This window comes from Pseudomonas sp. B21-053 (assembly GCF_026016365.1).
Taxonomy (GTDB): Bacteria; Pseudomonadota; Gammaproteobacteria; order Pseudomonadales; family Pseudomonadaceae; genus Aquipseudomonas; species Aquipseudomonas nunensis.
Map to the genome: position 1 here is coordinate 958835 of NZ_CP087205.1, position 21094 is coordinate 979928.

Annotated in this window: 17 protein-coding genes and 1 tRNA gene; 14 read left to right on the forward strand and 4 right to left on the reverse strand. The window is 60.2% G+C overall.

What is annotated here, in order from left to right:
- The first annotated feature begins 17 nt into the window (after positions 1-17).
- The 5 genes from rbfA (at position 18) to LOY68_RS04345 (ending at position 4239) form a co-directional block, all read left to right on the forward strand.
- Positions 18-419 (forward strand): 30S ribosome-binding factor RbfA, encoded by a 402-nt coding sequence (rbfA, locus tag LOY68_RS04325; protein WP_054050033.1) that lies wholly within the window; start codon positions 18-20, stop codon positions 417-419.
- A gap of 3 nt (positions 420-422) precedes the next feature.
- Positions 423-1340 carry a tRNA pseudouridine(55) synthase TruB gene (gene truB / locus LOY68_RS04330; protein ID WP_123405159.1) on the forward strand — a complete coding sequence of 306 codons (918 nt, stop codon included), beginning with the start codon at positions 423-425 and terminating at the stop codon, positions 1338-1340.
- 118 nt (positions 1341-1458) lie between these two features.
- Positions 1459-1728, forward strand: coding sequence for a 30S ribosomal protein S15 (gene rpsO / locus LOY68_RS04335; RefSeq protein ID WP_003176135.1), 270 nt, complete (start codon positions 1459-1461; stop codon positions 1726-1728).
- A gap of 194 nt (positions 1729-1922) precedes the next feature.
- Positions 1923-4028: a polyribonucleotide nucleotidyltransferase gene (pnp, locus tag LOY68_RS04340; protein ID WP_265043119.1), complete on the forward strand. Its 2106-nt coding sequence runs from the start codon at positions 1923-1925 to the stop codon at positions 4026-4028.
- A 135-nt stretch (positions 4029-4163) separates the two neighbouring features.
- Positions 4164-4239: transfer RNA gene (locus LOY68_RS04345), tRNA-Thr, on the forward strand.
- 9 nt (positions 4240-4248) lie between these two features.
- On the opposite strand, the gene LOY68_RS04350 is transcribed toward LOY68_RS04345, so the two are convergent.
- Positions 4249-5091 (reverse strand): hypothetical protein, encoded by an 843-nt coding sequence (locus LOY68_RS04350; RefSeq protein ID WP_265043121.1) that lies wholly within the window; start codon positions 5089-5091, stop codon positions 4249-4251.
- 138 nt (positions 5092-5229) lie between these two features.
- On the opposite strand from LOY68_RS04350, the gene LOY68_RS04355 reads away from it, so the two are divergent.
- Positions 5230-5535 carry a DUF6388 family protein gene (locus tag LOY68_RS04355; RefSeq protein ID WP_265043123.1) on the forward strand — a complete coding sequence of 102 codons (306 nt, stop codon included), beginning with the start codon at positions 5230-5232 and terminating at the stop codon, positions 5533-5535.
- Positions 5536-5653: 118 nt separating this feature from the next.
- Here the strand turns inward: LOY68_RS04355 and nadC are convergent, their stop codons facing one another.
- Entirely contained in the window at positions 5654-6502 is an 849-nt protein-coding gene (gene nadC, locus LOY68_RS04360) for a carboxylating nicotinate-nucleotide diphosphorylase (protein WP_265043125.1), read from the reverse strand.
- A 361-nt stretch (positions 6503-6863) separates the two neighbouring features.
- On the opposite strand from nadC, the gene LOY68_RS04365 reads away from it, so the two are divergent.
- The 5 genes from LOY68_RS04365 to LOY68_RS04385 all read left to right on the forward strand — a co-directional run bounded on the left by LOY68_RS04365 (position 6864) and on the right by LOY68_RS04385 (position 13449).
- On the forward strand, positions 6864-9071 hold the full coding sequence (locus tag LOY68_RS04365) for a DUF1631 domain-containing protein (RefSeq protein WP_265043127.1): 2208 nt from the start codon (positions 6864-6866) through the stop codon (positions 9069-9071).
- 64 nt (positions 9072-9135) lie between these two features.
- Positions 9136-9696 carry a 1,6-anhydro-N-acetylmuramyl-L-alanine amidase AmpD gene (gene ampD, locus LOY68_RS04370; protein ID WP_054050023.1) on the forward strand — a complete coding sequence of 187 codons (561 nt, stop codon included), beginning with the start codon at positions 9136-9138 and terminating at the stop codon, positions 9694-9696.
- Positions 9693-10529 carry a regulatory signaling modulator protein AmpE gene (gene ampE / locus LOY68_RS04375; RefSeq protein ID WP_054050021.1) on the forward strand — a complete coding sequence of 279 codons (837 nt, stop codon included), beginning with the start codon at positions 9693-9695 and terminating at the stop codon, positions 10527-10529. Before ampD ends, ampE begins: the two co-directional genes overlap by 4 nt.
- A 1562-nt stretch (positions 10530-12091) precedes the next feature.
- A complete protein-coding gene (locus LOY68_RS32210; protein ID WP_413787187.1) occupies positions 12092-12796 on the forward strand; it encodes a methyl-accepting chemotaxis protein in 705 nt (234 codons plus the stop codon).
- Between the two features lie 257 nt (positions 12797-13053).
- Entirely contained in the window at positions 13054-13449 is a 396-nt protein-coding gene (locus LOY68_RS04385; protein WP_265043132.1) for a hypothetical protein, read from the forward strand.
- Here the strand turns inward: LOY68_RS04385 and LOY68_RS04390 are convergent, their stop codons facing one another.
- Positions 13450-14226 (reverse strand): TatD family hydrolase, encoded by a 777-nt coding sequence (locus LOY68_RS04390; protein WP_265043134.1) that lies wholly within the window; start codon positions 14224-14226, stop codon positions 13450-13452.
- A gap of 3 nt (positions 14227-14229) precedes the next feature.
- A complete protein-coding gene (cra, locus tag LOY68_RS04395) occupies positions 14230-15225 on the reverse strand; it encodes a catabolite repressor/activator (protein WP_054616158.1) in 996 nt (331 codons plus the stop codon).
- 290 nt (positions 15226-15515) lie between these two features.
- Between cra and ptsP the strand changes: the two genes are divergently transcribed.
- Genes ptsP through LOY68_RS04410 form a run of 3 tightly spaced genes read left to right on the forward strand, consistent with a single transcriptional unit; the run spans position 15516 to position 21069 of the window.
- Positions 15516-18377 (forward strand): phosphoenolpyruvate--protein phosphotransferase, encoded by a 2862-nt coding sequence (gene ptsP / locus LOY68_RS04400; protein ID WP_265043136.1) that lies wholly within the window; start codon positions 15516-15518, stop codon positions 18375-18377.
- Entirely contained in the window at positions 18377-19318 is a 942-nt protein-coding gene (gene pfkB / locus LOY68_RS04405; protein WP_265043138.1) for a 1-phosphofructokinase, read from the forward strand. The genes ptsP and pfkB overlap by 1 nt, the downstream gene beginning before the upstream one ends.
- An 11-nt stretch (positions 19319-19329) precedes the next feature.
- A complete protein-coding gene (locus LOY68_RS04410; protein ID WP_265043140.1) occupies positions 19330-21069 on the forward strand; it encodes a PTS fructose-like transporter subunit IIB in 1740 nt (579 codons plus the stop codon).
- Positions 21070-21094: the final 25 nt, after the last annotated feature.

Here is a 21094-nt window from a genome sequence, read left to right on the forward strand (position 1 = left end):
GTAACAGGTAACAAGACATGGCAAAAGAATACAGCCGTACCCAACGTATCGGCGATCAGATGCAGCGTGAGCTGGCACAGCTGATCCGTCGTGAAGTCAAAGACCCGCGCGTAGGCCTGGTCACCATTACCGCTGTTGAAGTCAGCCGTGACGTCGGTCACGCCAAGATCTTCATCACCGTGATGGGCCAGGACAACGCCGAAGACATCGCACAAAGCATCAAGGTGCTCAACTCCGCCGCCGGTTTCCTGCGCATGCAGTTGGCTCGCGAAATGAAGTTGCGCAGCGTTCCACAGTTGCACTTCCACTACGACGAAAGCGTCGTGCGTGGCGCGCATCTGTCGGCCCTGATCGAGCGTGCGGTGGCTGAAGACAATCAGCACCCGGTAACGGCTGAACCCGAAGACGCCAAGGAGTAATCGGTGGCTCAGGTCAAACGTATCCGTCGTAACGTCAGCGGCATCATCCTGCTCGACAAGCCGCTGGGGTTCACCTCCAACGCCGCGTTGCAGAAGGTCCGCTGGTTGCTGAACGCCGAGAAGGCCGGGCACACCGGCAGTCTCGATCCGCTGGCCACCGGCGTGCTGCCGTTGTGCTTCGGTGAGGCCACCAAGTTCTCGCAATACCTGCTCGACTCCGACAAGGCCTATGAAACCCTGGCGCAACTGGGCAAGACCACCACCACGGCGGATGCCGAGGGTGAAGTTTTGCAGGAACGCCCGGTGACCGTTGGTCGCGCCGATGTCGAAGCGGTTTTACCCGGTTTTCGTGGGCAAATCAGCCAGATACCGCCGATGTACTCGGCGCTCAAGCGTGATGGCCAGCCGCTGTACAAGCTGGCCCGTGCAGGCGAAGTAGTGGAGCGCGAACCGCGTTCTGTTACTATTGCGCGCTTGGAATTGCTGGCCTTCGAGGGTGATACTGCGCGACTTGCGGTGGATTGCAGCAAAGGCACCTATATTCGCACCCTGGTGGAGGATATCGGTGAGCAACTCGGTTGTGGCGCTTACGTTGCAGAATTGCGACGTACCCAGGCCGGGCCTTTCACGCTGGCGCAGACTGTCACGCTTGAAGAGTTGGAAGCCGTACACGCCGAAGGCGGCAACGAAGCGGTCGATCGCTTCCTGATGCCATCGGACAGCGGCCTGCTGGATTGGCCGTTGTTGCAGTTCTCGGAGCACAGCTCGTTCTACTGGCTCAACGGCCAGCCGGTACGAGCCCCGGATGCACCGAAGTTCGGCATGGTACGGGTACAGGATCACAACGGTCGCTTCATCGGTATCGGTGAAGTGAGCGAAGACGGGCGCATCGCGCCGCGTCGACTTATTCGGTCAGAATGACCGGACGAGGGTGGCTGTTAACAGGCACGGTCACTTCCTCATTTATAGATACAGGGATTTGTCCCTGGCCTGTTGAAGCTGTTTCTTTGAAACAGTTTCCTGATAAAAGGATTGCCTCATGGCTCTCGACGTTCAAGAAAAAGCTCAAATCGTAGCTGACTACCAGCAAGCTGTTGGTGACACTGGTTCGCCAGAAGTGCAAGTTGCACTGCTGACCCACAACATCAACAAGCTGCAAGGTCACTTCAAGGCCAACGGTAAAGATCACCACTCCCGTCGTGGTCTGATCCGCATGGTAAACCAGCGTCGTAAGCTGCTGGACTACCTGAAAGGCAAGGATCTGGGCCGTTACCAGGCTCTGATCGGTCGCCTGGGTCTGCGTCGCTAATAAGCGATTGCGCTAGAGGTTGGTTGTTTGCTGTGTGCCAGCGGGTTTCCCGCCGGTACATGGCAGGCTCCCAGCCTCAAGTTTTATCTGGATACACGTTTTACCCTGGACAGGCGTTGGGCCGATTCCCGACATTGCCCAAGAATTTCGCAAGAAGACAAGTTCCCCAAGAGCCACAAAGAAGGTAGGACACCGTGAACCCGGTAATCAAAAAATTCCAGTTCGGTCAGTCGACCGTTACCCTCGAGACTGGCCGTATCGCCCGTCAGGCCTCCGGCGCAGTATTGGTCACCGTTGACGATGACGTCAGCGTATTGGTGACCGTCGTTGGTGCCAAGCAAGCCGATCCAGGCAAAGGCTTTTTCCCTCTGTCCGTTCACTACCAGGAAAAAACTTACGCTGCCGGTAAGATCCCTGGCGGTTTCTTCAAGCGTGAAGGCCGTCCTTCCGAGAAAGAAACCCTGACTTCCCGACTGATCGACCGTCCGATCCGTCCGCTGTTCCCAGAAGGCTTCATGAACGAAGTGCAGGTTGTCTGCACCGTCGTTTCCACCAGCAAGAAGACCGATCCGGACATCGCTGCGATGATCGGTACCTCGGCTGCCCTGGCTATCTCCGGTATTCCTTTCGATGGCCCGATCGGCGCTGCCCGCGTTGCGTTCCACGAAAGCACCGGCTACCTGCTGAACCCGACTTACGAACAACAGAAAGCTTCGAGCCTGGACATGGTCGTTGCCGGTACGTCGGAAGCCGTTCTGATGGTTGAATCGGAAGCCAAAGAGCTGACCGAAGACCAGATGCTGGGCGCGGTACTGTTTGCTCACGACGAGTTCCAGGTTGTGATCAACGCTGTTAAAGAACTGGCTGCCGAAGCTGCCAAGCCGACCTGGACCTGGGCTCCACAGCCAGAAGCCACTGCTCTGCTGGGTGCTATCCGTGCCGAGTTCGGCGACGCGATCTCCCAGGCTTACACCATCACCATCAAGGCCGACCGTTACGCTCGCCTGGGTGAGCTGAAAGACCAGGTCGTTGCCAAGCTGTCCGGTGAAGAAGGCCAGCCTTCTTCCAGCGAAGTCAAAGCGGCTTTCGGCGAAATCGAATACCGCACCGTTCGCGAAAACATCGTAAACGGCAAGCCACGTATCGACGGTCGCGACACCAAGACCGTACGCCCGTTGAACATCGAAGTCGGTGTTCTGCCTAAAACCCACGGTTCGGCTCTGTTCACCCGTGGCGAAACCCAGGCGCTGGTCGTTGCAACACTGGGCACCGCCCGTGACGCACAACTGCTGGACACCCTGGAAGGCGAGAAAAAAGACCCGTTCATGCTGCACTACAACTTCCCTCCGTTCTCGGTAGGTGAGTGTGGTCGCATGGGTGGCGCTGGTCGTCGCGAAATCGGTCACGGCCGTCTGGCCCGTCGTTCGATTGCAGCCATGCTGCCGGCTGCCGACGTGTTCCCGTACACCATTCGTGTTGTGTCGGAAATCACCGAGTCCAACGGTTCGAGCTCCATGGCTTCGGTCTGCGGCGCTTCCCTGGCCCTGATGGACGCTGGTGTTCCGATGAAGGCACCGGTTGCCGGTATCGCCATGGGTCTGGTTAAAGAAGGCGAGAAGTTCGCCATCCTGACCGACATCCTGGGTGACGAAGACCACCTCGGCGACATGGACTTCAAAGTAGCGGGTACCGCCAAAGGTGTTACCGCGCTGCAGATGGACATCAAGATCAAAGGCATCACCGAAGAAATCATGGAAATCGCTTTGGGCCAAGCCCTGGAAGCGCGCCTGAACATCCTCGGTCAGATGAACCATATCATTGGTCAGTCGCGTACCGAACTGTCGGAAAATGCTCCGACCATGATCGCGATGAAAATCGACACCGACAAAATCCGTGATGTTATCGGTAAAGGCGGCGCGACCATTCGTGCGATCTGTGAAGAGACCAAGGCTTCGATCGACATCGAAGACGACGGCTCGATCAAGATCTTCGGCGAAACCAAAGAAGCTGCTGAAGCTGCACGTCAGCGCGTCCTGGGCATCACCGCAGAAGCTGAAATCGGCAAGATCTACGTCGGTAAGGTTGAGCGCATCGTCGACTTCGGCGCATTCGTCAACATCCTGCCTGGCAAGGACGGTCTGGTTCACATCTCCATGTTGAGCGACGCTCGCGTTGAGAAAGTGACCGACATCCTGAAAGAAGGCCAGGAAGTGGAAGTACTGGTACTGGACGTGGACAACCGCGGCCGTATCAAGCTGTCCATCAAAGACGTAGCAGCAGCCAAGGCGTCGGGCGTTTAATTACCCCCGCCTGACCGCTTCAACGTTGTAAAAAAGGCCCCGCCGTGAAAACGACGGGGCCTTTTTTTGTCTGCGATAAACCGAGGCAGGGCTGGCGGTTGCGACTCGCGAAAGCTGTGCTAGGTTTAGCTCACCGCCCGTGTAGCTCAGTTGGTAGAGCAGCGCACTCGTAACGCGAAGGTCGCAGGTTCGACTCCTGTCTCGGGCACCACCGCTGCTGTTATTTCACCTTCCGGCTCAGGTCTTCGACGGTGCGTTTGAGCTGATCGAGTTGATTGTCCTGATCGCTGACTTCCCGCTTCAGGTTGGACAGGTCGCTGGAGCTTGAGCTGGAACTCGATCCGGCGCTGCGCTTGAGGTCTTCCACCTGACTGGCCAGTTTCTTCAGGTCGTTGTCCTGATCGCTGACTTCCCGCTTGAGGTTGGACACTTCGCTCGAGCTGGAACTGGAGCTTGAGCCAGTGTTGCGCTTGAACTCCTCCATCTGCTTGGCAAGGTCTTTCAGGTTTTTTTCCTGCTCCTCGACGGTACGCTTGAGGTTGGAAATTTCATTGCTGCTCGAGCCGGTGCTGGTGCCGGTGTTGCGTCGGAGTTCTTCGATGAGGCGCGTTTGTTCACTGACGGTCTTTTTCAGGGTGTCGATTTCAGCCGCATTGGATTTAGCGGTGCCCTGTAACTTTTCCAGTTCATCAACACTAAGACTGGTGTTGACCAGTACGCTCTTGCCATATGAGTTATGGAGGGCGACGAGCGTATCGTTGTATGAAGTGCTTTCGGAGCTAAGCTCGATAGCCTGAGCCGTATTGGTCAGTGCCAGGTTGCCGAGCAGAAGGGCGGCCATGCCGGTTGCAAACAGGGTAGACGTAAGCTTTGGGAAATTGCGCATCACCTGAGTTCCTTGTGGAGTGCCTATATGGCACATCGCTATGACTTCGGTTTCCGAAACATGTTCCTCAGGGCGCGTAAAAATGGCATGGCCGGCGAGGGCATCCGTTTTTTTGTAGATTTGATGTAAACATGCATATAAATCGTCAGCCAAAGGTCCTATATTCGGTGCTCGCATGAGCACCACCGAGCTGTTTTCAGATGATCCCGAATGGTTCTGAAGGCCAGATAAGCCGGGCTTCACACGGTTTTTTGCGTCAGAGAGATCCTTGATGATCCAGATCCATCTTCCATTCCCCAGATCAGCGAGAACGACATGACTGTTAAAGAATTGACCCAAGAAGCCAGACACGAAGAAGCGCTGAAGAAGTACCTGCTGGAGTCGCCCCAGCTAGCCGCCGAGATCAAAGACCTGCCGGCCGACGATCAGAAAGACCAGATCCAGTGGGCGTTCGAGGATGAAGCGGAATCCCAGGGCCTGCAGCCTTGGGAGCTGACGCTCAAGTACACCTCGACTCCTGAGGAGTTCGAGGCGGCGCGCCTTGTTCTGCACAAGGAGGCGGCCGAAGTATTAGGCGTCGAGTGGGAAGAGTACTGCGAGATGAATAATCTGGTGGTCTGACCCAACAAATGTGAAACACCTGTGGGAGCGGGCTTGCTCGCGAAAGCGGTGTGTCAATCGACATCATTGTCGTCTGGTACACCGCTTTCGCGAGCAAGCCCGCTCCCACATTGTTTGATCAGAGGCTGAGTCGCATCGACAGATCGACTGCCTTCACATCCTTGGTCATCGCACCAATGGAGATGTAATCCACCCCGGTTTCGGCGATTGGCAGCAACGTGCTTTCGTTGATCCCGCCGCTGGCCTCCAGTTTGGCTTTGCCGCCGTTCAGGCGCACCGCCTCGCGCATGTCGTCCAGGCTCAGTTCGTCGAGCATGATGATGTCGGCACCGGCCTCCAGGGCCTCCTTCAGCTCATCCAGGCTTTCCACTTCGATCTCCACCGGCTTGCCCGGGGCAATCTTGTGCGCGGCTTTAATCGCTTCAGGGATGCCGCCGCAGGCCGCGATATGGTTTTCCTTGATCAGGAAGGCGTCATACAGGCCGATGCGGTGGTTATGGCAGCCGCCGCAGGTCACGGCGTACTTTTGCGCCAGACGCAGCCCTGGCAGGGTTTTGCGCGTGTCCAGCAGCTTCACCTGAGTCTCGGCGACGAAATCCGCCAGAAACTGCGCGCGAGTGGCCACGCCAGACAGCAGTTGCAGGAAATTCAGCGCGCAACGCTCACCCGTCAGCAGCGAGCGCGCCGGGCCTTCGAGGTGGAACAGCGGTTGATTGGGTTGCACCCGTTCGGCATCGCGCACTTGCCAGTGCACCGCCACCCGCGGGTCCAGTTGCCGGAAAACGGCATCGACCCAAGAGGTGCCGGCAATGACGGCCGCATCGCGGGTGATGATGGTGGCTTTGGCCAGTCGTTCGGCCGGGATCAGTTGCGCGGTGATGTCGCCGCTGCCGATATCTTCGAGCAACGCACGGCGCACGTTGGCTTCGATTTCGGCGGTCAAATCGGCGAGACGTAGATTCGGCATAACGGGCTCCACAAACAAAGTGGCTCGATTATAGGGCCATGGCGCGAAGCAACCCAAGGCATGCCGGGTGCCCAGATCGCTCTGAAACCTGCATTTGGTCGATTCGCGTGAGCATTTGCCGCTAAGCCAGGGTCTGCTCTGTACGTCTATTTCAATGTGAAGCGTAGAGTCCGCTGGCACAAGCGGCCTGTTTTGCAGATAATCCGCCTTGCATTTGACGTCATAGCTTTGACGCCCCTTTGGGTCCCCGATTATTGAATGACAGCGGGTGGGCACTGTTCCCCGTTGGGCGTCGGCTGTGCGGCTTGCGCAAATCGATCTTTCTCAACGAACCGAAGCATCACCGTTCCAGGAGGCTTGGATGCACAACGACGGGAATGTAGTGCCTTTGCACAAGGCAGCTACCGACCAGGCGACTCACTCGCCGCTCGCCCGCCTGCCTGTGATTCTGCTTCAGGTTCGCGACAAGGCTGCGCAACAGCTGCGGCATGGTTTGCAGGAACTGTTCGATAACGCCGACGACACCCTGTTCGAAATGGCCGACCGGGCCCGCAACGACGTCGAACAGAACATCTTTTTCGAAGCCATGCGCGACTTGCGCCTCAAACGCAAAAGCATTGAGCGCGGGTTTCTCGAACAATTCTTCGAGGCGTTCATCAGCCTCACGCAATACGACATTTCCCAGTCAGCTTTGCCCCAGGCATTGGCATTCGACGCCAGCGCAGCGCTGCCCAGTGACGACCTGGAGCGCAACGTGGCCGTGGAAGGCATGGTCAGCAAGGTGATGAACCGGGAAGGTTTCGCCCTCGATCAACTGACCACGCGGCTCAGCGTGCTGTTGGGCAAGGAATTGCTTGAGCAGCACAACCCGCTGGGCCCGGCGATGCTGTGCGAATATTTCCTGCAGGCCGGGCGCAATCTGGGCGTGGAGATCAAGGTCAAGCTGATCATCCTCAAGCTGTTCGAGCGTTATGTGCTCAGCAGCGCCGATCAGCTCTACGCCGAAGCCAACCAACTGCTGATCGCCACCGGCGTGCTGCCCGAGCTCAAGCCCGCTCCGGCACGGCGCGCCGCGGATCGTGCGGCGGCCAGCGCGCATGCCGAACCCGTTGATGCGGTTGTCCGGTCCGGCAGTGCGCACATTGATGACAGCGTGCAGGAAGTCTTCGCCGCGTTGCAGGAACTGCTGTTTCACGTGCGCGGCAGTGTCGCGCCGACGCTCGAAGCCAGTGCCCCGGCCCAGCCGATTTCCACCCGCGACCTGCTGCGCCTGCTGTCACACTTGCAGCAGTACGTCCCGGCGCTGGCGGCTCAAGATGACTTCGACCTGCGCAACCAGCTCGAACAACTGCTGACCCGGGTCAGCGTCAAAAGTGGCAAGTCCCGGGTGGTCGGGGTCGCTGACGAGGACGTTATCAACCTGATCGCGATGCTCTTCGAATGCATTCTCGATGACCGCAATCTGCCGGATTCCCTCAAGGCGTTGATCGGACGCTTGCAGATCCCGATGCTGAAAGTCGCGGTGCTCGACAAGAGCTTTTTCAGCCGCAGCAGCCATCCGGCGCGTCGCCTGCTCAACGAAATCGCCGACGCGGCCATGGGCTGGGGCGAGTGCGACGATCATGAGCGCGACACCTTGTACCTGCGCATCGAGCAAGTGGTGCAGCGGCTGTTGAATGACTTTGTCGATGACCCGGCGATTTTCTCTGAGTTGCTGGCGGACTTCCTGGCCTTTACCAGTGACGAACGCCGTCGCAGCGAACTGCTGGAACAGCGCACCCGCGACGCCGAAGAAGGCCGGGCCAAGACTGAACTGGCGCGTCAGCGGGTCGAGCAGGCGTTGAATGAGGCCTTGTTGGGCAAGTTACTGCCGCAAGGGGTGGTGGGGTTCGTCCAGGACGCGTGGAGCAAGGTGCTGTTGCTGACCTGCCTCAAGCACGGCGATCAGTCCGCTGAATGGCACGCCGATGTGCAGACCATGGCGCAGTTGATCTGGAGCGTGCAGCGCCATGAGGAAGCCGATGCAAGCCTGCGTTTGCTGTCGATGGTGCCGGGGTTGCTTAAATCCCTGCGCGACGGCCTGAGCAGCTCGGCGTTCGATCCCTTTGCCACCAGCGAGTTTTTCAGTGAGCTGGAAGCCTTGCACGTTCAGCTGTTCGAACGCCCAACCCTGACGCCGGAGCAGGCGGATGCGCCAGTGATGGTCGAAGTGCGCGAGGAAATCGTGCTGCGCACCGCCGATGAAGGCCCGATCGAAACGGCCTCGGCGCGTTTACCCGCGGACGATGCGGGCCTGCTTCAGGTCGATCAACTGCGCCTGGGTTGCTGGGTCGAATTTCAGGAAGATGAAGAAAACACCTTGCGCTGCAAACTCGCGGCGATCATTGAAGCCACCGGTAAGTACATTTTCGTCAACCGCACCGGTATGAAAGTGCTGGAGCGCAGCCGCACCGGGCTGGCCCTGGAATTCCGCCGTGGCGTGGTGCGCACGCTGGACGATACGTTGCTGTTCGATCGGGCCTTGGAATCGGTGATCGGCAACTTGCGGCGCCTCAATCACGCCAAGTGATCGCGCCCCGAGGGTCTATCGCGGCATACTGGGCGCCAACACGGTCGTCGTTGAAGGAACCTGTATGCAGTTGGACCCCGCGAGCGGTTGGTGCCAGGGCGTAAACATATGCCCCTCGCCCAACTTCAATGCGCGCCCCTCAGATGAAATCTCCCTGCTGGTGATCCACAACATCAGCCTGCCGCCGGCGCAGTTCGCCACGGGCAAGGTGCAGGAATTTTTCCAGAATCGCCTGGATGTCACGGAGCATCCCTACTTTGAAGGGATCGCTGACCTGCGGGTGTCTGCGCATTTTCTGATCGAACGTGACGGCACGGTGACTCAGTTTGTCTCCTGTCTTGAGCGCGCTTGGCATGCCGGCGTCTCGAGTTTTGACGGGCGCGAAGTCTGTAATGATTTTTCCGTGGGCATCGAGCTCGAAGGCACGGATGATCTGCCGTTTACCGACGCGCAATATCAGGCGTTGACCACCCTGACCCGACAATTGCAAAGCGCTTTCACGGGCATTACCGCACAGCGTATTTGCGGGCATAGCGACATCGCGCCCGGGCGCAAGACTGACCCGGGACCGGCGTTCGATTGGGCACGCTACCGCGCCGCTTTGGCAAAAGAGGAACAACAATGAGTTTTCTGGTGTTGCTGTTGGCTGTCTGGATCGAGAAGTTCTCGGCCCTGCGCCATCGGGTTCAACGTGATGGCGGTTGGGTACGCGAGTTGCACAAGCTTGAAGCCAACCCACGTCTGAAAGACCAACCGTGGCTGGTGTTGCTGATATTGGTGTTGTTGCCGGTGGCGCTGCTAGGTTTGCTGCTGGTGGTGCTCGAGCCCGTGGCCTATGGCTTGCTGGCGTTGCCGGTGCATTTGCTGGTGGTGATTTACAGCCTGGGGCGCGGCGATCTGCTCGGCGGGCTCGGTCCGTTTCGCGACGCCTGGCGCCGTGAAGACCTGCAAGCCGCCGCCCATGTGGCCAAGCGTGACCTGGACATCTGCGCCGACAGTGGAGAGCAACTGCTGGAGCGGGTTCAAGGGCATCTGTTGTGGGAGGCCTATCAGAGCTTTTTCGCAGTGATTTTCTGGTACTTCCTGCTGGGACCGGTAGCTGCGTTGAGCTATCGCTTGCTCGCCCTGGCCGAAGAACACGGGCAGAACCCGGCAGTGGTCGAACGCGCCGCACAACTGCGCCACGCCTTCGATTGGGTGCCGGTGCGCTTGCTGGCGGCGAGTTTTGCCCTGGTCGGCAATTTTGTCGCGGTCGGTCGAGTGATGTTGCATGAGCTGCTGAACTGGAACATCAGCGCCGCCCAGTTGATCGAAAAGGTCGGGCTGGTGGCCGGGGAAATTCCGGCGCCGGTGGTCGGGCCGGATGGCATCAACAGCCTGGACCGCATCTGGGAATTGCTGCTGCGAGCGGCGGTGCTGTGGTATGCCGGGTTTGCGTTGTGGACGGTCCTTCCCTGAATTGCATAAAGCCAAAAGATCGCAGCCTTCGGCAGCTCCAACAGGTACGTGTGCATCCGGATATCGGGTGTACACGATCCATGTAGGAGTTGCCGAAGGCTACGATCTTTTTCGTTAACCTTAAGTTACAAAACCTCCCTCCGATTTGAGCTATACAGAGATAGCGCCCAATAGTGGCTATCTGCTGTATCTGTGCGCCTGCCAATAAAAATAAGAAATCCAAGGGAGACTTCACAGTGAAGAGCTTGCTCTATCCCGCTGTCGCGCTGATGAACCGCCTGAGCTTCGGCATGAAGTTCAGCCTGATCAGCGTGCTGTTCCTGGTGCCGATGCTGGTGACCAACTTTTACCTGGTGCGCGATTCCTATCGTGAATTCCAGGGCACCCGCGTCGAATTGCAAAGCCTCGATCTGCTGGGCAGCAGCCTGACCCTGCGTCGGGATCTGGAAACCCTGAACAACCTCGTGCAAATCAACGTCACCCTCGGGCAGTCCGGCAAGGCCGGCGATGTCGAGACCAAGATCAGCGCTCTCGAACAAAGCGTTATGACGCGCCTGCAAGGCCTGACGTCGATGAGCATCGACCCGGAACAGATCACGGTTTTCGATGGCAAACGCGATGAAATGATCGCCGCGTTCAAGGCCCAGCAAGCGGAAAACTCCCTGCAAAGCAAAAGTGCGCTGATCGGCAAGTTGCTCGGTAACGCACAGATTTTCAGTCAGATCATTGCCAGCCAGGCCGGGTTGAGCCGCGATACCCAGAGCGACATGCGCCAGCTCAGCGAACTGATCACCAATGTCACCCCGCCCGTGACGCAACTTCTGGGCGACGGCCGGGCCATGGGCTCGCTGTCGTTGGGGCAGGGCTTTCTCAACTCGGCGTCGAGTACGCGTTTCGACGAATTGCTGGCGCAGATCGAAAAGCTTCAGGCGGAATATGGGCTGAAGTTGCACGACGCGTTGGGCTCCAGCAAAGCCGCGAACGAAACCCTGGCCGCGCAGGCTGACAGCAGCAAGGCGTCGCTGAAAAAGGCCAGCGAACTGTTCGAAGAACAAGTGGTGATGGCCGACACCCTCGATGCGCCGTGGCAAGCGTTCTACGATCAGGTCACCGGCCTGATGGACCAGACCTACCAGCTCAATGAAGCGACCTTGAAGTTCCTCGGCAGCCAGTTGCAGCAGCGGCTGGAGCAGAACCGCACCCACATGGTCATGCAGGCCGTGGCACTGTCGGTGGTGTTTGTGCTGATCTTTTATCTCTACGGCGGTTTTTACTACTCGACCCGCACCACCCTCAAGCGCTTGGGCGCGGTGATGGACAAAGTGGCGGCCGGCGACATGACCGTGACCTTCAGCGCCCACAGCCGCGATGAACTGGGCGAGTTGGGCGAGGTGTTCAACGGCACGGTGAAGAAAATCCACGACTTGATCGAGCGAGTCGGGCAGACCGTCGGCGAAGTCGAGCGTCAGGCCGGTCAGGTGGAAAGCGTTTCCGCCCAGAGCAACCAGGCCGTGGCCGGGCAGCGCAGTCAGATCGAACAGGTCGCCACCGCCATGAACCAGATGTCCGCCACCTCGCTGGAAGTGGCGCGCAGTGCGGCAGCAGCGGTCAGCAGCGCCCACAGCGTCAACGACGAAACCCTCAGCGGGCGCGGGTTGGTGGAGTCCCAGCAGGGCAGCATTGCGGCACTGGCTGGCGAGATTGACCAGTCGGTACTGGTGATCAATCAACTGGCCAGCGACAGCCAGTCCATCAGTCGGGTGCTGGAAGTGATCAAAAGCATCGCCGAGCAGACCAACCTGTTGGCACTGAACGCGGCCATCGAAGCGGCACGGGCGGGAGAGCAGGGCCGGGGCTTTGCGGTGGTGGCGGATGAGGTTCGCACGCTGGCCAAGCGCACCCAGCAATCGACCGAAGAAATCGAGCAGATGATCGCCAAGCTCCACGGCGGTGTTGGCGCGGCAGTCAAAGCCATGGGCGTCAGCCATCAGATGGCCAACGGCACCGTTGGTCAGTCGGAAAAGGTCCAACAGGCCCTGGAAAATATCCTCGGCGCCGTAGGCATGATCGTCGACCAGAACCAGCAGATCGCCGCCGCCGTGGAACAGCAAACCGCTGTGGCGCATGACATCGACCAGAACATCGTCGAAATCAACCGTGCTGGCGAGCGTACGGCCGAGGGCGCGCACCAGACCGAGAACGCCAGCCGCGCATTGTCGGCGCAGGTGGTGGAGTTGAAACAATTGATCAGCGCGTTCCGGGTCTGAAACATAAACCGGATCAAATGTGGGAGCGGGCTTGCTCGCGAAGGCGGTGTGTCAGTCGACATCTTCCTTGACTGACACACCGCCTTCGCGAGCAAGCCCGCTCCCACAGGGGGATGTGTTCCAACGTCCGTACCGAACAATCTGTAGTACTTCTTCCCATCGCCAGTACGTCATTTCCTGTTTTCCTGCGCGCTCTGGTTTTTGGTCTTCAATGAAGCAAGATCCATCTCTTCGACTTGCCCTGAGGAGGCCCGGTTATGTCTGCCGCTACGATTGGAATTCTGGGTCGCTGCGCCCATTGCCAGCGCACATTGTTGCTGGAGCCCTGGCAACTCAACGCCATCGCGATCAACGAGCCGTTTACCTGTTCCCACTGTGAAAACGCCCTGCAGCTGAACGATCCCAAGCAGATCAGGCGCTTCAAATCCCTCGACTCCCTGGCATTGTTAAGGGCGAGCACGCTGGTGATGGTCTGCACCGCATTACTGGTGGCGTTGGTGATGGAGTGGGTTGGGCTGCTGAGTGTGATGGAGCAGCTGAATTTTTCGCTGCTGGCGATTTTCGTCTACTTCGCCGTGGTTCGATTTGCCCGGCACCGGCACCGGCAACACATCACCCTCACGCTTGAGGCGGCCAAGGCCCACGTCGACTGATTACCAGTTGAACAACTCGCAGGCATTGGCCGTGCTGACCGCGGCCAGTTGTTCGGGGCTGATCACCATGATCTCGGCCAGTGCCGAGCAGATCGCTGGCAGGTGCGCCGGGCTGTTGCGTTGGCCGGGGAACATGGCGGGCGCCATGTCCGGGGAGTCGGTTTCCAGCACCACCGATTCCAGTGGCAGCTCGGCGAGTACACGGTGCATGCGCAACGCCTGAGGCCAGGTCGCCGCGCCGCCGAGACCCAGTTTAAAACCGAGTTTGATGTATTCCCGCGCCTCTTCCTTGCTGCCAGCGAAGGCATGGATGATGCCCGCGCGTTTCAAGCGAAAGCGCTTGAGCGTGGCGATCACCGCCGCATGGCTGCGCCGCACATGGATCAGCGCCGGCAGATTGAAATCCACCGCCAGTTGCAGTTGCGCATCGAACAACAACTGCTGGCGTTCGCGATCAAGGGTTTCGATAAAGTAATCCAGGCCGATCTCGCCCACCGCGCACACCTGTCGATGGCCTGCCAGCCGGGTCAGCCAGTCGCCGAGCGCCGTCAGGTCTTCGGGGCGATGATCCTCCAGATACACCGGATGCAAGCCGAACGCAGCGTGCAGATCCGGATCGCGCTGCACCAAATCCCAGACTCGCTGCCAATTGCCCTGATAAACCCCCAGCACCACCATCCGCCGCACCCCGAGGGCGCGGCTTTCGGCCAACAACGCCGAGCGATCGGCGTCGAAATCCGGAAAATCCAGATGCGTGTGGCTGTCGATCAGCTCCACGGCTCAGTCCTGAAGGATGCGTTGCTTGAAGGTCCGCGCGATGGCCTGAACGCCGGGTTGATAATCCGATTGTTCGATGGCCGCCAGTGCCAGTTCCAGCGCTTTGTCGGCGATCAACTGATGTTGCTGAGCCATGGCGTTGACCGGCAACGGCAGGAAATCCAACAACTGAGTATCGCCGAACGTGCCGAGGCGCAGCGGGCGAGACTTGAGCGGGAAGTCATGCAAGGCGTCGAACACACCCTGCAGCAGCACGTAGGACGTGGTCACCAGCGCATCCGGCAAATGCCCCAGGCGCTGGAGCAATTCGTCCATCAACTGCTTGCCGCACTCGCGGCTGAACGACTCGCCGTGCTCGATCAGGATTTCACCTTTGAACCCGCTCAGCGCTTCTTTGAAACCGGCGGCCCGTTCCTGGCTGATGCTCAGTTCCGGGCGGGCGCCGATCAGCGCGATTTGCTTGGGCAACGGTTCGAGCAGGCTGCGGGTCAGTTGCAGGCTGGCCTCGCGGTCGTCACTGATCACCGAGCAGAAATGCTCGGGCTCCATGACCCGGTCGATGGCGATGATCGGAATGCCTTTGGCCTGCAACTGACGATAGCTGTCATCGTCTGTTGGCAGGCAACTGGCGACGATCAGCGCGTCGCAGCGCCGGGCACGGAACAGTTTGAGCAATTGCCGTTCGCTGTCCGGCGCATCGTCGGAACTGGCGATCAGCAACTGATAGCCGCGCGCCCGGGCACCTTGCTCCAGGAGTTTGGCGATCCGTGCGTAACTGGGGTTTTCCAGGTCCGGCAGGATGAAGCCCAAGGTGCGGGTGTGCCGACTGCGCAGCCCGGCCGCTTGGGGATTGGGTGTAAAGCCATGTTGCTCGACCACGGCACGCACACGCTCGACGGTAGCGCTGCTGATACGTTGCTGTGTGGCCTTGCCATTGATGACATAACTGGCGGTGGTAACGGACACACCGGCCAACTGTGCGATATCACTGAGTTTCAACTCGGGATTTCCTTGTTTTTTCGAGCTTGCCCCGACATTTTCGCCAATCCTACCCGATTCGAGCAGGCGACCAATGTCGCAACGCTTCCGACAAGTTGGACTTCAAGGATGGTGCATTATCGAGTAACGTGCCAATCATTCTAGATTAAACGTTTCAGCAAGCGTATTTTCTGCGTTATAGGTTCCTTTGACCGGTTCTGCCGCGAAACCGCCAAATGTGATCACGAAGAGCCTAAGCTGAATCATTCAAAACAATACCTGGCGTCCCAAGGCGCCAAAAAGGAGAAAGCATGCTCGAGCTCACCATAGAGCAGATATCCATGGGCCAGTCGGCTGTGGATAAGTCAGCCGCGTTGCACTTGCTGGCCCAGCATCTGGTTGCCGATGGTCTGGTAGCAGAAGGTTATCTCGCCGGTTTGCAGGCGCGCGAAGCCCAGGGCTCGACCTTTCTCGGTCAAGGTATTGCCATCCCCCACGGTACTCCGGAAACCCGCGACCAGGTGTTTTCCACTGGCGTGCGGCTGATGCAATTTCCTGAAGGCGTGGATTGGGGCGACGGGCAGATCGTTTATTTGGCGATCGGTATCGCGGCCAAATCCGATGAGCACCTGCGTCTGCTGCAACTACTGACCCGCGCCCTTGGCGAAACCGACCTGGGCCAGGCCCTGCGTCGCGCCAGTTCCGCCGAAGCGCTGCTGAAGCTGCTGCAAGGCGCGCCGCAAGAACTGGCGCTGGATGCACAGATGATCGGCCTCGGTGTGTCTGCCGATGATTTCGAAGAACTGGTCTGGCGTGGTGCGCGTTTGCTGCGTCAGGCCGATTGCGTGAGCAATGGTTTCTCCGCCGTATTGCAACAGGTCGAAGCGCTGCCGCTGGGCGATGGTTTGTGGTGGCTGCACAGCGAACAAACCGTTAAGCGTCCGGGCCTGGCCTTCGTCACCCCGGACAAACCGATGCGTTACCTCGGTCAGCCATTGAGCGGTCTGTTCTGCCTGGCCAGTCTCGGCGAAGCGCACCAAGCCCTGCTCGAACGCCTGTGCGCCTTGCTGATCGAAGGTCGCGGCCACGAATTGGGCCGTGCCACCAGCAGCCGCAAAGTCCTCGAAGTACTCGGCGGTGAAGTGCCAGCCGACTGGCCGAGCGCACGCATCGCCCTGGCAAACGCCCACGGTTTGCATGCGCGCCCGGCGAAGATCCTCGCGCAATTGGCGAAAAGCTTTGAAGGCGAGATTCGCGTGCGCATCGTCGATGGCCAGGACAGCGCGGTGTCGGTGAAGAGCCTGAGCAAACTGCTGAGCCTCGGCGCACGTCGCGGTCAGGTGCTGGAATTCATCGCCGAACCGAGCATCTCCGCCGATGCGTTGCCGGCATTGCTGGCGGCCATTGAAGAGGGCCTCGGTGAAGAAGTCGAGCCGCTGCCGGCAGTCAGTCAGCAGCGCGAAGTGATGGCCGATATCGCCGAAGTGCTACTCGCGCCGAAGTCCGGCAGCCTGATCCAGGCCATCGCCGCCGCCCCGGGCATCGCCATCGGCCCGGCGCATATTCAAGTGCTGCAAGCCATCGATTATCCGCTGCGCGGTGAGTCTGCCGCCATCGAGCGCGAACGCCTGAAACAAGCGCTGGTGGATGTCCGTCGCGACATCGAAGGCTTGATCGAGCGCAGCAAATCCAAGGCGATTCGCGAAATCTTCATCACCCACCAGGAAATGCTCGACGACCCGGAATTGACCGACGAAGTCGACACCCGCCTCAAGCAAGGCGAGAGCGCCGAAGCGGCGTGGATGACGGTGATCGAAGCCGCCGCCAAACAACAGGAATCCCTGCAAGACGCTTTGCTCGCCGAACGCGCCGCTGACTTGCGCGATATCGGTCGCCGGGTGTTGGCGCAGTTGTGTGGCGTCGAAACCCCGAGCGAACCGGAGCAACCGTACATTCTGGTGATGGACGAAGTCGGTCCGTCCGACGTCGCGCGTCTCGACCCGGCGCGTGTTGCCGGCATCCTCACCGCACGTGGCGGTGCCACCGCCCACAGCGCCATCGTCGCCCGTGCGCTGGGGATTCCTGCGCTGGTCGGTGCCGGTGCAGCGGTGTTGCTGCTGGCACCGGGCACGCCGTTGCTGATCGATGGCCAACGCGGTCGCCTGCACGTGGACGCCGATGCCGCGACCTTGCAGCGCGCCACCGAAGAACGCGACACCCGCGAACTGCGGCTGAAAGCGGCGGCTGAGCAACGCCATCAACCGGCGCTGACCACCGACGGCCACGCCGTGGAAGTGTTCGCCAACATCGGCGAAAGCGCCGGTGTCACCAGCGCGGTGGAGCAGGGCGCCGAAGGTATTGGTCTGCTGCGCACCGAACTGATTTTCATGGCGCACTCGCAAGCGCCGGACGAGGCCACCCAGGAAGTCGAATACCGTCGTGTCCTCGATGGCCTGGCCGGTCGCCCGTTGGTGGTGCGCACCCTTGATGTTGGCGGGGACAAACCACTGCCGTATTGGCCGATCGCCAAGGAAGAAAACCCGTTCCTCGGTGTGCGCGGCATTCGCCTGACCCTGCAACGTCCACAGATCATGGAAGCGCAATTGCGCGCCTTGCTGCGGGCAGCCGACAACCGTCCGTTGCGCATCATGTTCCCGATGGTCGGCAGCGTCGATGAGTGGCGCCAGGCCCGGGACATGACCGAGCGTCTGCGTCTGGAAATTCCGGTTGCAGACCTGCAACTGGGGATCATGATTGAAGTGCCGTCGGCGGCGTTGCTCGCTCCCGTGCTGGCCAAGGAAGTCGATTTCTTCAGCGTCGGCACCAACGACCTGACCCAATACACCCTGGCCATCGACCGTGGTCACCCGACCCTGTCGGCCCAGGCTGACGGCTTGCATCCAGCCGTGCTGCAACTGATCGACATCACCGTGCGCGCGGCCCATGCCCATGGCAAATGGGTCGGCGTGTGCGGCGAACTGGCGGCGGATCCGCTGGCGGTGCCGGTGCTGGTCGGCCTCGGTGTCGATGAACTCAGCGTGTCCGGCCGCAGCATCGCCGAGGTCAAGGCACGCGTCCGCGAACTCAGCCTGGCCCAGACTCAAATTCTCGCCCAACAGGCCCTGGCCGTGGGCAGCGCCAATGAAGTGCGCGCATTAGTGGAGGCCCTGTAATGGCCAAGATTTTAACCCTGACCCTCAACCCGGCGCTGGACCTCACCGTCCAGTTGCCAGTGCTTGCCCCCGGTCAGGTCAACCGCAGCGACGAGATGCACACCCACGCCGCCGGCAAAGGCGTGAACGTGGCGCAGGTGCTGGCCGATCTCGGGCATCAACTGACGGTCAGTGGCTTTCTCGGTGAAGACAATCTCCAGGCGTTCGAAACGCTGTTCGCCAAGCGTGGTTTTGTCGACGCGTTCATCCGTGTTCCCGGCGAGACTCGCAGCAATATCAAACTGGCGGAAAGCAGTGGGCGCATTACCGACATCAACGGCCCGGGTCCGCAGGTCGATGAAGCGGCGCAGCAAGCGTTGCTTGATCGGTTGGACCAGATTGCGCCGGGGCATGATGCGGTTGTGGTCGCCGGTAGCTTGCCGCGCGGCGTCAGTCCGCAGTGGTTGCAGGCGCTGATCGTGCGCCTGAAAAACCTCGGTTTGAACGTGGCCTTGGACACTAGCGGTGAAGCCTTGCGTGCAGGGCTGGCGGCGGGGCCGTGGTTGATCAAACCGAACACCGAGGAACTCGCGGACGCGCTCGATTGCGACGTGGTGTCGGTGGCGGCCCAGGCGGAAGCAGCGAGCCGCTTGCACGCCCAAGGCATCGAGCACGTGGTGATTTCCCACGGCGCCGATGGCGTGAACTGGTTCAGTGTCGGCGCGGCGATGCATGCCACGCCGCCGAGGGTCAGCGTGGTCAGCACGGTGGGCGCCGGCGATTCGCTGCTGGCGGGAATGCTCCACGGTTTGCTCAGCGCCGATACGCCTGAACAAACCCTGCGCACCGCCACGGCGATTGCCGCGATGGCGGTCACGCAAATCGGTTTCGGCATCAATGATGCCGCGCAGTTGACGCAACTCGAACAGGGCGTGCGCGTGCGCCTCCTGACAGAACAATAAGAGGGGTTGTCATGAAGTTAGCCATTGTTACGGCCTGCCCGAACGGCATGGTCACCAGTGTGCTGTGCGCTCGGCTGCTCGATGCCGCCGCCCAGCGCCAGGGCTGGAGCACGTGCGTCGAAGTCAACGACGCCGCGCACCCGGAACGTCAGTTGTCGGCGGCCACCATTGAGTCCGCCGAGTGGGTGTTGCTGGTGACCAGCGCACCTGTGGATATGTCTCGATTCGTCGGCAAACGGGTGTTCCGCAGCACCCCGGCCCAGGCCCTGCAAGATGTTGAAGCGGTACTGCGCCGTGGTGCGGAAGAGGCCGAAGTCTACGTCGCCACCGAAGCGGTCGCCGAGCCTGCCGAGGTCGCTAAAAACGCCCCGCGTCTGGTCGCGATCACCGCGTGCCCGACCGGTGTTGCCCACACCTTCATGGCCGCCGAAGCCTTGCAGCAAGCGGCCAAGCGTCTGGGCTACGACTTGCAGATCGAAACCCAAGGCTCGGTCGGTGCACGCAACCCCCTGAGCGCGGCGGCGATTGCCGACGCTGACGTGGTGCTGCTGGCCTGCGATATCGAAGTCGCCACCGAGCGTTTCGCCGGCAAGAAGATTTACCGTTGCGGCACCGGCATCGCGTTGAAGCAGGCCGAAGCCACGCTCAACAAAGCCTTGGCTGAAGGCAAGCAGGAAACCGCTTCAAGCGGTTCGAAAGGCCCGGCCAAACAAGAGAAGACTGGCGTCTACAAACACCTGCTGACCGGTGTGTCGTTCATGCTGCCGATGGTGGTGGCGGGCGGCCTGATGATTGCGCTGTCGTTTGTGTTCGGCATCACCGCGTTCAAGGAGCCGGGCACGCTGGCGGCGGCGCTGATGCAGATCGGCGGCGAGACCGCGTTCAAGTTGATGGTGCCGTTGCTGGCGGGGTACATCGCCTACTCGATTGCCGACCGTCCGGGCCTGGCGCCGGGGATGATCGGTGGTCTGCTGGCGAGCACCTTGGGCGCCGGTTTTATCGGCGGGATCATTGCCGGTTTTATCGCCGGGTACGCGGCCCAGGCGATCAATCGTTATGCGCGGTTGCCGCAGAGTCTTGAGGCGCTGAAACCGATCCTGATCATCCCGCTGTTCGCGAGTCTGTTCACTGGCCTGGTGATGATTTACGTGGTCGGCAAACCCGTGGCGGAGATGCTTTTAGCGCTCACGCACTTCCTCGACAGCATGGGCACCACCAACGCGATTCTGCTCGGTGTGCTGCTCGGCGGCATGATGTGCGTCGACCTTGGCGGGCCGATCAACAAGGCGGCTTATGCGTTCTCGGTAGGGCTGCTGGCGTCGCAGAGTTATGCACCGATGGCCGCGACCATGGCCGCCGGGATGGTGCCGCCGATTGGCCTGGGCATCGCTACGTTTATTGCTCGGCGCAAGTTCGCCCAGACCGAGCGCGAGGCCGGCAAAGCGGCGTTTGTGCTGGGTCTGTGTTTCATCTCTGAAGGCGCGATTCCGTTTGCTGCGAAAGACCCGTTGCGAGTGATCCCGGCGAGCATCGCGGGTGGCGCGCTGACCGGTGCGTTGTCGATGTATTTCGGCTGCAAGCTGATGGCGCCGCACGGTGGATTGTTCGTGCTGCTGATCCCGAATGCGATCAACCATGCGCTGCTTTATTTGCTGGCGATTGTCGCCGGGAGTTTGCTGACGGCGGTGGTGTACGCGGTGCTCAAGCGGCCGGAAGTGGTGGAGTTGGCGGTAGAGCCGGTCAACGCTTAACCCCCTGTGGGAGCGGGCTTGCTCG

Bases quoted from the DNA above. Each gene is read 5' to 3' on its own strand.
- nadC (WP_265043125.1), bottom strand. From the start codon at position 6,502: ATGCCGAATCTACGTCTCGCCGATTTGACCGCCGAAATCGAAGCCAAC.
- rbfA (WP_054050033.1), top strand. From the start codon at position 18: ATGGCAAAAGAATACAGCCGTACCCAACGTATCGGCGATCAGATGCAG.
- LOY68_RS04350 (WP_265043121.1), bottom strand. From the start codon at position 5,091: ATGCGAGCACCGAATATAGGACCTTTGGCTGACGATTTATATGCATGT.
- LOY68_RS32210 (WP_413787187.1), top strand. From the start codon at position 12,092: ATGTCCGCCACCTCGCTGGAAGTGGCGCGCAGTGCGGCAGCAGCGGTC.
- LOY68_RS04385 (WP_265043132.1), top strand. From the start codon at position 13,054: ATGTCTGCCGCTACGATTGGAATTCTGGGTCGCTGCGCCCATTGCCAG.
- rpsO (WP_003176135.1), top strand. From the start codon at position 1,459: ATGGCTCTCGACGTTCAAGAAAAAGCTCAAATCGTAGCTGACTACCAG.
- LOY68_RS04355 (WP_265043123.1), top strand. From the start codon at position 5,230: ATGACTGTTAAAGAATTGACCCAAGAAGCCAGACACGAAGAAGCGCTG.
- LOY68_RS04410 (WP_265043140.1), top strand. From the start codon at position 19,330: ATGAAGTTAGCCATTGTTACGGCCTGCCCGAACGGCATGGTCACCAGT.
- pfkB (WP_265043138.1), top strand. From the start codon at position 18,377: ATGGCCAAGATTTTAACCCTGACCCTCAACCCGGCGCTGGACCTCACC.
- ptsP (WP_265043136.1), top strand. From the start codon at position 15,516: ATGCTCGAGCTCACCATAGAGCAGATATCCATGGGCCAGTCGGCTGTG.
- LOY68_RS04365 (WP_265043127.1), top strand. From the start codon at position 6,864: ATGCACAACGACGGGAATGTAGTGCCTTTGCACAAGGCAGCTACCGAC.
- ampD (WP_054050023.1), top strand. From the start codon at position 9,136: ATGCAGTTGGACCCCGCGAGCGGTTGGTGCCAGGGCGTAAACATATGC.
- ampE (WP_054050021.1), top strand. From the start codon at position 9,693: ATGAGTTTTCTGGTGTTGCTGTTGGCTGTCTGGATCGAGAAGTTCTCG.